This is a genomic window from Streptomyces albidoflavus (assembly GCF_000719955.1).
Classification (GTDB): domain Bacteria; phylum Actinomycetota; class Actinomycetes; order Streptomycetales; family Streptomycetaceae; genus Streptomyces; species Streptomyces albidoflavus.
The window spans coordinates 60,804-72,339 of record NZ_JOII01000009.1 but is presented as its reverse complement, the minus strand read 5'-3'; the positions used below and the strand labels follow the sequence as shown (position 1 = coordinate 72,339).

Annotated in this window: 7 protein-coding genes; 4 read left to right on the top strand and 3 right to left on the bottom strand. The window is 71.8% G+C overall.

Annotated features, from left to right (window positions below):
- Positions 1 to 96: 96 nt before the first annotated feature.
- The 3 genes from IF45_RS0112900 to IF45_RS0112890 all read right to left on the bottom strand — a co-directional run bounded on the left by IF45_RS0112900 (position 97) and on the right by IF45_RS0112890 (position 3,594).
- A complete protein-coding gene (locus IF45_RS0112900) occupies positions 97 to 1,014 on the bottom strand; it encodes a hypothetical protein (RefSeq protein WP_030307478.1) in 918 nt (305 codons plus the stop codon).
- A gap of 208 nt (positions 1,015 to 1,222) precedes the next feature.
- Positions 1,223 to 2,290, bottom strand: a complete 1,068-nt coding sequence (locus tag IF45_RS0112895; RefSeq protein ID WP_008408200.1) for a metallophosphoesterase — start codon at positions 2,288 to 2,290, stop codon at positions 1,223 to 1,225.
- A 182-nt stretch (positions 2,291 to 2,472) separates the two neighbouring features.
- On the bottom strand, positions 2,473 to 3,594 hold the full coding sequence (locus tag IF45_RS0112890; protein WP_003949441.1) for a LacI family DNA-binding transcriptional regulator: 1,122 nt from the start codon (positions 3,592 to 3,594) through the stop codon (positions 2,473 to 2,475).
- Between the two features lie 385 nt (positions 3,595 to 3,979).
- Here IF45_RS0112890 and hisC point away from each other — a divergent pair, with 385 nt between their 5' ends.
- From hisC to cydD, 4 genes are all read left to right on the top strand, one after another.
- Complete coding sequence (hisC, locus tag IF45_RS0112885; protein WP_010644328.1) at positions 3,980 to 5,062, top strand: histidinol-phosphate transaminase; 1,083 nt, start codon at positions 3,980 to 3,982, stop codon at positions 5,060 to 5,062.
- Between the two features lie 192 nt (positions 5,063 to 5,254).
- A complete protein-coding gene (locus IF45_RS0112880) occupies positions 5,255 to 6,763 on the top strand; it encodes a cytochrome ubiquinol oxidase subunit I (RefSeq protein ID WP_003949443.1) in 1,509 nt (502 codons plus the stop codon).
- A gap of 14 nt (positions 6,764 to 6,777) precedes the next feature.
- Positions 6,778 to 7,779: a cytochrome d ubiquinol oxidase subunit II gene (cydB, locus tag IF45_RS0112875; protein ID WP_030307476.1), complete on the top strand. Its 1,002-nt coding sequence runs from the start codon at positions 6,778 to 6,780 to the stop codon at positions 7,777 to 7,779.
- Positions 7,780 to 7,842: 63 nt separating this feature from the next.
- Positions 7,843 to 11,508, top strand: a complete 3,666-nt coding sequence (gene cydD / locus IF45_RS0112870) for a thiol reductant ABC exporter subunit CydD (RefSeq protein ID WP_030307475.1) — start codon at positions 7,843 to 7,845, stop codon at positions 11,506 to 11,508.
- The last annotated feature ends 28 nt before the right edge of the window (positions 11,509 to 11,536 follow it).

The window sequence follows — 11,536 nt, the reverse complement described above, 5'->3', positions numbered from 1 at the left end:
CAGCCGATGTTTCACGTGAAACGTCAGCCCGTGCGACGTTTCACGTGAAACATGACGAGCGGGCGGCCAGGGCCCGAGCCCCGGCCGCCCTGCCGTTCACTCGTGCCCCGGCCCGTCGAAGTCAGGACCGCTGAAGTCGGGGCTGCTGAACTGGGGGCTCTGGTAGGAGGGACGGGAGTCGGGGGCGGGCCGGTCCTGGCCGCTTTCCGAAGGGCTGCTGAATCCGGGCCGTCCGTAGCCGAGTTGAGGCATACGGTCCGCCTCGTCGGCCGGCGTGGAACCGGCGGGCTCCACTGCTTTCCCGGGCCTCGGCTCGGGGCCCGACGCCGCCGCCTCGGCCAGCGTGGTGCGGAGGAAGGGCAGGATCCCTCGTTCGGTGAGGGCCCGTTCCCAGGCGTCGGCGGCCTGCTGCACCTCGAGGCGGAGCGGATCGGCCGGCACCGGGGCCGCCGGGAAGAGCGCCTTGTTCCGCAGGGCGGTGAGTAGAAGGGCCAGGCCGGCGGCGAGCAGGGCGGCCGCCGCGAACGCGGCGAACACCCAGCCCGTCGTGAGCAGGGTCTGCGCGAGGGCGGGCGCGGGGTCCAGCATCCGCAGCCCGTAGCCGACGAGGAGGAATATCAGGGCCGCCGTGCCCGCGAGGAGCGGGGCGAGGACGGCCAGGACGGCCAGGGCGCCCGCGCCGGTGGCTTCGGTCATCTGGCTCACCGCGGTGGTGAGTCCGGTGCCACCGGGAGCGGGGGCGGGGTCGTCGCCGGTGGCGGCTCCGGCCGTGGTCGTCTCTCCCAGCTCCTCGCGGAGGGAGAGCAGGTGCCGGTACTCGGTTGCGGCCGCCGCAGTGATCGCGGCGGTACCTCCCAGGGCGAGCCGCCGCAGTTCGGCGACGGGGAGCCGGCCGGGCGGGGTGGCTCGCTGGTGGCCTTCGTCGTGGGTGATGGTGCGCAGGGCTTCGTCGAGGAGCCGCTCGTACGCGGCACGGTCCTCGTTCAGCAGGTGCGGAGCGCTGTTCATGTGCATCCCCCGAGGTGTCCGTAGGGCATCGCCGCTCGCGACGTCGCGGGCGGGTCGGTGGGAACGGAGGAGAGCCTGCTACGGATATCCCGATGGTAGAGCGGCAACGGCCCGCCACGACAGGGACTTTGCGGAATTCGGACAGGGGACAGCGCCGTCTCGTACGCTGTCCCGTCCGTGTGCCTGCCGTCTGCGAGGGGTCCGGTCTCGGGGGTCAGTCGGCGAGGGGCAATCCGCTGACCAGGAGCTTCCCCGCCATGGTGACGCCGCCGTCGAGGGCGACCGCGAGGCCGTCGGCGTAGACGTGCGGGCCGTCGATCTGCGGGCCGCTGTCGGGCGAGCCGTCCTCGGAGCCGGACTCGCCGAGCAGGTAGGGGATGGGGCTGTGGCCGTGGACGACGCGGCGGCCGCCGTAGACGCCGAGGAGTTCGCGGGCCGCCGAGGCGCCCTCGTCGCGGAAGGCGAACCGCTTGGTGAACTTGCGGAAGAGGTCCCAGCACTCGTCGGCGTCGTTGCGGGTGAGGATGGAGTGGACGGTGTCGTTGACCGCCTCGATCGAGTCCCCGTAGTCCAGGTAGGCCGTGGTGTCCGAGTGGAGGAGCAGGTGGTCGTCCTCCTCGACGATGGCGTCCAGCCGGGACATCCACTGGAGGTGGTGGTCCTCCAGCCGCTCCATGTCGGTCTTCTGCCCGCCGTTGAGGAGCCAGGCGGCCTGGAAGGTGGCGGTGCCGGCGCCGGAGTCGATCGGGGTGTCGCCGAACCGCTTGGCGCCGAGCAGCAGCAGTTCGTGGTTGCCCATCAGGGCCTTGCAGTACCCGCCGGCCGCGGCCGCCTCCGCGGAGAGGCGCATCACCAGCTCGATCACGCCGATGCCGTCGGGGCCCCGGTCGGTGAAGTCGCCCAGGAACCAGACCCGGGCGTTCCCCGCCGACCAGGTGCCGTCGGCGTCGACCAGCCCCTGCGCCTGGAGCGCGGCGAGCAGCTCGTCGAGGTAGCCGTGGACGTCCCCCACCGCGTAGAGCGGCCCGAGGCCCTCGCTCGCGGGGCGCGGAGCGGTCTCCTCCGGGGCCACCGCCACCTGCACGGTGTCGCCCCGGTTGATGACCGGCAGGTCCCGCTGGGTCGGCGTGTAGCCGTCCGGCGGTTCTTCGTCGACCGGGGCGGTGGCCGCCGGGGGCCCCGCCTGCTGGACGTACGCGGGTACCCGGAAGTCACGCAGTGTCGCTGTGCGCACCGTGGGTCCCTGACTGGCCCCCTGAGTCATCGACCCCTCCACCACCATCGCGCCGCCTCTGCACCGGTTCGGACTGCCTGGTCGCAGCGGCCCGCGGTGTCGTCCGCCCATCATAGGAATGAGGATCGCGCTGTGTGGTGCACCAGGGGTGGTGAATAACGACGGGACCTCTGTTCACCGGGGATTCCTTCCGAATTGGGAGGACTTTTCCCCGGCGCTCTCCGTGTCGCTCACCCCTGTCGGGGGGAGCGGGGCGGGTTGACGGTGGTGCGCGGGGAGCGCCGCATCGAGGAGGTCCGGACGATCAGCTCGGTCGGTATCACCTGTTCCACCGGCTGGTCCTGGTTGATGCCCTCGATCGCGTCGATGAGGAGCTGGACGACGGCGGTGCCGATCCGGCGGGGTTTGAGGGAGAGCGTGGTGACGGGCGGCTCGGTGCTGGCGTAGACGGTGGACTCGCTGCAGCAGACCAGGAGGAGGTCGTCGGGGACGCGCAGCCCGTAGCGGCGGGCGGCGGCGAGGAGGTCGGTGCCGTTGGGGTCGAAGAGCCCGTAGACGGCGTCGGGGCGGTCCGGCCGGGCCAGGAGCCGGTCGGCGGCGACGGCGCCGGCGCACGGGTCGTGCGCCGGGTACGCCTCCAGCACCGGGTCCTGGCCGATCCGGGCGCACCACCGCAGGTAGGCGGCGGTGGAGAGGCGGGTGTACATGTCCGTGGTCGTGCCGGTGAGCAGCCCGATGCGGCGGGCGCCCGCCGCGGCGAGGTGGTCGAGGATGTCGAGGACGGCCGCCTCGTGGTCGTTGTCGACCCAGGCGGTGACCGGCAGGGAGCCCGCGGGACGCCCGTCGGAGACGACGGGGAGCCCCTGGCGGGCGAGTTCGCGGACGACCGGGTCGTCGTCGGCCGGGTCGACCACCACGGTGCCGTCGAGCGCCACGTTGGACCAGACGTCGACGGGGCTGAGCCGAGAGGTCGCCGGGAGGATCACCAGGGCGTAGCCACGGGCGAGCGCGGCGGAGGTGGCGGCTCTCGCCATTTCCGCGAAGTAGGCGAACTCGGTGAAGGTGAAAGGTTCATCCCCGTACGTGGTCACGGTCAGACCGATGAGGCCCGACTTGCCCGTACGGAGGGTGCGGGCGGCCGCCGAGGGGCGGTAGCCCAGTCGTTCCGCCACCTCACGGACGTGGCGGCGGGTGGCATCCGGAAGTCTCCCCTTGCCGTTGAGGGCGTCGGACACGGTCGTGATGGAGACGCCGGCGGCGGCGGCCACATCTCTGATGCCCGCTCGCACTGGCCGGCTCCCCCGGCGGGTCGTGTCCGCTCGGCTCACCTGGTGCTTCCCTGCTGCTGTCATGGCGAGCCGATAGTAGGGCTCATGGAGGCGGGTGGCCCGGGTGCATATGCAGGCGTTGACGGAGACGTTTCTGCATGGTCGTTTCCGCTCAACACCGCTGGAATGCCAGGTGCTTGGCGCCTTCGGCCCGGTGAATCGGATGCTCTGGAGGAACGGTCACGCTTATCGGATGAGGGGGCGGCCGAGGTTCAACTCACCTTCACGAGGGATGCGCGCCACGGCGTGGGCCACCGGCGTGCGGCTGTCTCGCGTGCGCCCCCGGCCCGGTTCCGTTCGGTGTGCGCCGTGGCACGCACCGTGTTCTCTCCGCCGAGCCCCTGCGCCGGGAAGCCCAATCCTCATAAGGTGAGAAGTATTCGAACCGGTGATCACGAGGAGGACCGCGGTGAGCGAGTCGACCCCCACGTTGCGTACGGAGATGGCGGGCATCCCGACCTACAAGCCCGGGAAGCCCGCCTCCGCCTCCGAGGGCCCGGCGGCCTACAAGCTGTCCTCCAACGAGAACCCGTACCCGCCCCTCCCCGGTGTCCTGGAGAGCACGCTGGCCGCGGCCGCCCAGCTCAACCGATACCCGGACATGGCGTGCACCACACTGACGGCCGAGCTGGCCGAGCGGTTCGGGGTGCCGCTGGAGCACGTGGCGACCGGCACCGGGTCGGTCGGGGTGGCGCAGCAGCTGCTCCAGGCCACCTCGGGGCCGGGCGACGAAGTGATCTACGCCTGGCGGTCGTTCGAGGCGTACCCGATCATCACGCAGATCAGCGGGGCGAAGTCGGTCCAGGTGCCGCTGACGCCGGGTGACGTGCACGACCTGGACGCGATGGCGGCGGCGATCACCGACCGCACCCGGCTCATCTTCGTCTGCAACCCCAACAACCCCACGGGCACCGTCGTCCGCCGGGCCGAGCTGGAGCGGTTCCTCGACCAGGTCCCCAGCGATGTGCTGGTCGTGCTGGACGAGGCGTACCGCGAGTTCATCCGGGACGTCGACGTGCCGGACGGGGTCGAGCTCTACCGCGACCGGCCCAACGTCGCCGTGCTGCGGACGTTCTCGAAGGCGTACGGCCTGGCCGGTCTGCGGGTCGGCTTCGCCATCGCCCACGAGCCGGTGGCGGCGGCGCTGCGGAAGACGGCGGTCCCCTTCGGCGTGAGCCAGCTCGCGCAGGACGCGGCCGTGGCCTCGCTGCGTGCGGAGGACGAGCTGCTGGGCCGGGTCGGCTCGCTGGTCGGCGAGCGGGCGCGGGTGGTCGCCGCGCTCCAGGAGCAGGGGTGGACGGTGCCCGAGACGCACGCCAACTTCGTCTGGCTGCGGCTGGGGGAGCGGACGGCCGAGTTCGCCCAGAGCTGTGAGCGGGCCGGCGTCGTGGTCCGGCCGTTCGCGGGCGAGGGCGTGCGGGTCACCATCGCGGAGGCCGAGGCGAACGATCTCTTCCTGAAGGCGGCGGAGGCGTTCCGCAAGAGCGGCTGACGGCGGCGCCGGACAGGGCGCACGGAGGCGGGGTTCCCGGAAAGGGGGCCCCGCCTCTTTCGCTTGTCAGGTGGTAGGACATAATGCTTGTGAATGTGAACGCGTTCACAAGCGCATCCTGTTTTCCACCCCTTTGCGGGGGATCAAGGTGGGCGAAGTGGGCGCCGTCCACGGGTGATCCAAGGAGGAGACGTGGATCTTGCACTGGCGCCGGAAACCCTGTCGCGATGGCAGTTCGGCATCACAACCGTCTACCACTTCCTTTTCGTCCCCCTGACGATCTCGCTCGCCGGTCTCACCGCCGGGCTCCAGACCGCGTGGGTGCGGACAGGCAAGGAGAAGTACCTCAAGGCGACCAAGTTCTGGGGCAAGCTTTTCCTGATCAACATCGCCCTGGGGGTCGTCACCGGCATCGTCCAGGAGTTCCAGTTCGGCATGAACTGGTCCGACTACTCGCGCTTCGTCGGGGACGTCTTCGGCGCACCGCTGGCGTTCGAGGCGCTGATCGCCTTCTTCTTCGAGTCGACCTTCATCGGTCTGTGGATCTTCGGCTGGGACAAGCTGCCGCCCAAGATCCACCTCGCCTGCATATGGATGGTGTCGATCGGCACCATTCTCTCCGCGTACTTCATCCTGGCCGCCAACTCCTGGATGCAGCACCCGGTCGGCTACCGGATCGACGAGGTCACCGGCCGCGCCGAGCTGACCGACTTCTGGCTGGTCCTGACCCAGAACACCGCCCTGGCGCAGTTCTTCCACACCATGGCGGCGGCCGTCCTCACCGGCGGTGCCTTCATGGCGGGCATCGCGGCCTACCACCTGATGCGGAAGAAGCACATCGACTCGATGCGGCTCTCGCTCCGCCTGGGCCTGGTCACCCTGGCCGTCGGCGGCCTGCTCACCGCGGTCAGCGGCGACACCCTCGGCAAGATCATGTACCAGCAGCAGCCGATGAAGATGTCCGCCGCCGAGGCGCTCTGGGAGGGCGAGGAGCCGGCGCCCTTCTCCCTCTTCGCCGTCGGCGACGTCGACAAGGGCCACAACGTGGTCACCGTCGAGGTGCCTGGGCTCCTCTCCTTCCTCGCCCACAACAACTTCACCGACCGGGTGCCCGGCATCAACGAGCTGAACGCCCAGTACCAGGAGAAGTACGGGCCCGGGGACTACCGGCCCAACATCCCGGTCGCCTACTGGGGCTTCCGCTGGATGATCGGGTTCGGCATGACCTCCTTCGGGATCGGCCTGCTCGGGCTCTGGCTCACCCGGCGGAAGTTCCTCCTCCCCCACCGCCTGCGCACCGGCGAGGACGAGGTCCCGAACCTCGTGCTCACCCGCACCAAGCTGCTGAGCCCCCGGCTGAGCCGCCTCTACTGGCGCCTCACCCTCTGGACGCTGGCGTTCCCGCTGATAGCCAGCTCCTGGGGCTGGATCTTCACCGAGACGGGCCGCCAGCCCTGGGCCGTCTACGGGGTCCTGCGCACCGCCGACTCGGTCTCCCCCGGCGTCTCCCAGGGCGAGGTCCTCACCTCGATGATCGTCTTCACCCTGCTCTACGCCGTCCTCGCCGTCATCGAGGTCAGGCTGCTCGTGAAGTACGTCAAGGCCGGACCGCCCGAGCTGACGGAGGCCGACCTCAACCCGCCCAAGAAGATCGGCGGCGATCCCAGCGACGCCGACCGGCCCATGGCCTTCTCGTACTGAGGGAGCGCTGAGGTATGGAACTCCACGACGTCTGGTTCGTCCTGATCGCCGTCCTGTGGACCGGCTACTTTTTCCTGGAGGGCTTCGACTTCGGAGTCGGGGTCCTCACCAAGCTGCTGGCCCGCGACCGGCGGGAGAAGCGGGTCCTGATCAACACCATCGGGCCCGTCTGGGACGGCAACGAGGTGTGGCTGCTCAGCGCGGGCGGCGCCACCTTCGCCGCCTTCCCCGACTGGTACGCCACGCTCTTCTCCGGCTTCTACCTGCCGCTGCTGCTCATCCTGGTCTGCCTCATCGTCCGCGGGGTCGCCTTCGAGTACCGGGCCAAGCGGAGCGACGACCGCTGGCAGACCAACTGGGAGCACGCCATCTTCTGGTGCTCCCTGCTGCCGGCCTTCCTCTGGGGGGTCGCCTTCGGCAACATCGTGCACGGTGTGGCGATCGACGCCGACAAGGAGTACATCGGCGGCGTCCTCGACCTGCTCAACCCGTACGCCCTGCTCGGCGGTGTGGTCACCCTCACCCTCTTCACCTTCCACGGCACGGTGTTCGTGGGGCTGAAGACGGTCGGGGAGATTCGGGAGCGGGCCCGCAAGCTGGCGCTGCGGCTCGGCGCCGTCACCGCCGTGGCGGCTCTGGGCTTCCTGCTCTGGACCCAGGTGGACCACGGCAGGACCGCCGGGGCCGTCCTGCTCGCCGTCGCCGTCCTGGCGCTGCTCGCCGCCCTCGGCGCCGTCGCCAAGGGCAGGGAGGGGTGGGCCTTCGCCCTCTCGGGGCTGACCATCGTCGCCAGTGTGGCGATGCTCTTCGTCTCGCTCTTCCCCGACGTGATGCCCTCCACCCTGGACCCGGCGTGGAGCCTCACTGCGGCCAACTCCGCCTCCAGCCCGTACACGTTGAAGATCATGACCTGGTGTGCGGGGATCGCGACGCCGGTGGTCCTCCTCTACCAGGGGTGGACGTACTGGGTCTTCCGCAAGCGCATCGGCACCCACCACATCGCCGAAGCCCACTGACCGCTCACGCGGGGGCCGGAGCGTACGGCCCGGCCCCCGGCCCGCCCCCGGAGGGTGTTTCACGTGAAACCGATCGACCCGCGACTCCTCAGGTACGCCCGCGCCACCAGGTTCTTCCTGGCCGCGGTGGTGGTGCTCGGCGCGCTCGGCGCCGGGCTGGTCATCGCCCAGGCCATGCTCCTCGCGGAGCTGATCGTCTCCTCCTTCGAGCAGCGCTTCGACACCGGTGACCTGACCACGCCGCTACTCCTCCTGGTGGCGGTCGCCCTCGGCCGGGCGCTGGTCTCCTGGCTGACCGAACTCGCCGCCCACCGGGCCAGTGCCGCCGTCACCTCCGAACTGCGGATGCGGCTGGTCGAGCGGGCCGGGCAACTGGGCCCGGGCTGGCTCGGGGACCGGCGGACCGGTTCCCTCATCGCCCTCGCCACCCGCGGCGTGGACGCCCTGGACGACTACTTCGCCCGGTACCTGCCGCAGCTGGGTCTCGCCGTCGTCGTGCCGGTCGCGGTGCTCGCCCGGATCGTCACCGAGGACTGGGTCTCCGCGGCCATCATCGTCGTCACCCTCCCCCTGATCCCGCTCTTCATGGCGCTCATCGGCTGGGCGACCCAGTCGCGGATGGACCGGCAGTGGGGGCTGCTGTCGCGGCTCTCCGGCCACTTCCTCGACGTGGTCGCCGGACTGCCGACTCTCAAGATCTTCGGGCGGGCCAAGGCGCAGGCCGAGTCGATCCGCCGCATCACCCACGACTACCGCAGGGCGACGCTGCGCACCTTGCGGATCGCCTTCCTCTCCTCCTTCGCGCTGGAACTGCTGGCCACGCTCTCCGTGGCCCTGGTGGCCGTCACCATCGGCATGCGGCTCGTCCACGGAGACATGGACCTGTACACGGGGCTGGTCATCCTCGTCCTGGCCCCCGAGGCGTACCTGCCGTTGCGCCAGGTCGGGGCGCAGTACCACGCCGCCGCGGAAGGACTGGCCGCGGCCGAGGAGGTCTTCGCCGTCCTGGAGACGCCGGTGCCGCACACGGGGACGCAGGCCCCGCCGGCCGGCGCCCTCGCCTTCGAAGGGGTGACCGTCCGCTACCCGGGACGCGACGCTCCCGCCGTCCGCGAAGCCACCTTCACGGTCGAGCCGGGGGAGACCGTCGCCCTCGTCGGCCCCAGCGGCTGCGGCAAGACCACGCTGCTCCAGGCGGCCCTGGGCTTCGTCGCCCCGGCCGAGGGCCGCGTCACCGTCGGCGGGACGGACCTGGCGGAGGTCGACCGGGAGCTGTGGCACCAGCGCATCGCCTGGGTCCCCCAGCGCCCGCAGCTCTTCGCCGGCACCGTCGCGGAGAACGTCCGGCTGGCCCGCCCCGACGCCAGTGAGGTGGAGGTCGCGCGGGCTCTCGAACAGGCAGGGGCGCGGGAGTTCGTCGCCGGCCTCCCCGCAGGCGCCGAGACGGAACTGGGGGAGGACGGTGCCGGGCTCTCCGCGGGCCAGCGCCAGCGGGTCGCCCTGGCCCGGGCGTTCCTCGCCGACCGGCCGGTCCTGCTCCTCGACGAGCCCACCGCCTCGCTCGACGGAGCGAGCGAGGAAGCCGTCGTCGAGGCGGTACGCCGGCTCGCCGTGGGCCGGACGGTGCTCCTGGTGGTGCACCGGCCCGCGCTGCTCGCCGTGGCCGACCGGGTGGTGCGGCTCGACGAGGTGACGAAGGCGTCGGCCGGGGAGGACGAGCGCGGTGTCCCGGCGCAGCGCGGAGCCACCGTCCGGACCCCGGTCGTCTCGGCCGCCGACTCCATGACGGTGGCGGACGGCCCTCGGGGCGTTGATGTTTCACGTGAAACGCGGCCGGAGGAGTGGGAGTGGTTCTTCTCCGATGTTTCACGTGAAACCACGTCACGGCCGGAGGAGTCCGAGGCCGATGTTTCACGTGAAACATCGGCGGCGGAGGCCACGGCGGACCGACGACTCCCCGGACGGGGCTCCGCCCTGGTGCGGGTACGCGCGGCGGGTCGCGAGGCGCGCGGACGCCTGATCCTCTCGCTGGTCCTGGGTAGTCTGGCGCTCGGCAGTGCGGTGGGCCTCATGGCCACCTCCGGCTACCTGATCTCCCGCGCCTCGCAACAGCCCCCGGTGCTCTACCTGATGATGGCGGTGACGGCGACGCGGGCCTTCGGTATCGGGCGGGCGGTCTTCCGTTACGCCGAGCGGCTCGTCTCCCACGACGTGGTCCTGCGGATGCTGGCCGACACCCGGGTCGCGGTGTTCCGGCGGCTGGAGCGGCTGGCCCCGGCAGGGCTGCGCGGGACGCGACGGGGCGATCTGCTCTCGCGTCTCGTCGCCGACGTGGACGCGCTCCAGGACTACTGGCTGCGGTGGCTCCTCCCGGCCGGCTGGGCCGCCCTCGTCTCCACCGTTTCCGTCCTCTTCATGACCTGGCTGCTGCCGGCGGCCGGGGCCATCCTCGCGATCGGCCTGCTGGCGGCGGCCGTGGGAGTGCCGCTGGTCAGCGGTGGCTTTGCCCGGCGCGCCGAACGGCGGCTGGCACCGGCCCGGGGAGCGCTGGCCACCCGGGTCGCCGAGGTCCTGACCGGCACCGGTGAACTGACGGTGGCGGGCGCGCTCGCCCACCGCACCGCCCGGACCGGCGACGCGGACCGCGAACTGACCCGGATCCGAGCGCGGGGCGCGGCCGCCAACGCCCTGGGGGCCGGCCTGACCGCGGTCATCACCGGCCTGACCACGGTGGCCGCCGCGTACGTCGGCATCCGGGGCGTGAGCGCGGGCGCCCTGGACGGGGTGGCGCTCGCCGTCGTGGTGCTGACCCCGCTCGCCGCCTTCGAAGCGGTGACCGCGCTCCCGCTCGCCGTCCAGTTCCGGCAGCGGGTACGCCGCAGCGCCGAGCGGGTCCACGAGGTGCTGGACGCGCCCGTCCCGGTCACCGAGCCCGAGGCGGCCGGCCCGGCGCCGGAGAGCCCGTTCCCCGTGGAGCTGCGCGGGGTGGCCGCCCGCCACCCCGGGCAGGCGCGCGACGCCCTCACCGGCATCGACCTGACCGTGACCGAGGGGCGCCGGATCGCCGTGGTGGGCCCGTCCGGTTCGGGCAAGACCACGCTGGCCCAGCTCCTGCTCAGGTTCCTCGACCCTCGTACCGGGAGCTACACGCTCGCCGGTGCCTCCGCCCCGGGGCTCGACGGGGACGACGTGCGGCGGCTGGTGGGACTCTGCGCGCAGGACGCCCACGTCTTCGACAGCACCCTCCGGGAGAACCTGCTCCTCGCCGACCGTTCGGCCACCGAGGCCCGGCTCCGCGAGGTGCTGGGAGGGGCCCGTCTGCTGGAGTGGGTCGAGACGCTGCCGCAGGGGCTGGACACTCCGGTCGGGGAGCACGGCGCACGGCTCTCCGGCGGGCAGCGGCAGCGGCTGGCCCTGGCCCGGGCGCTCCTGGCCGGCTTCCCGCTCCTGGTCCTCGACGAGCCGGCCGAACACCTCGATCTGGAGACGGCCGACCGCCTCACCGCCGACCTGCTGGCCGCGACCCGGGGGCGTACCACCCTCCTCATCACCCACCGGCTCGCCGGACTGGAGGCGGTCGACGAGATCCTCGTGCTCGACGAGGGCCGGATCGTGCAGCGCGGCACGTACGAGGAACTGAGCGCGGAGGACGGGCCCTTCCGGCGTCTGCGGGAGCGGGAGCGGGCCACGGACGCGCTGCTGCTCGGGCGGGCCGGGGTGCCGGCATGAGCCGCGCGGCCCGGGCGGGACTCGACAC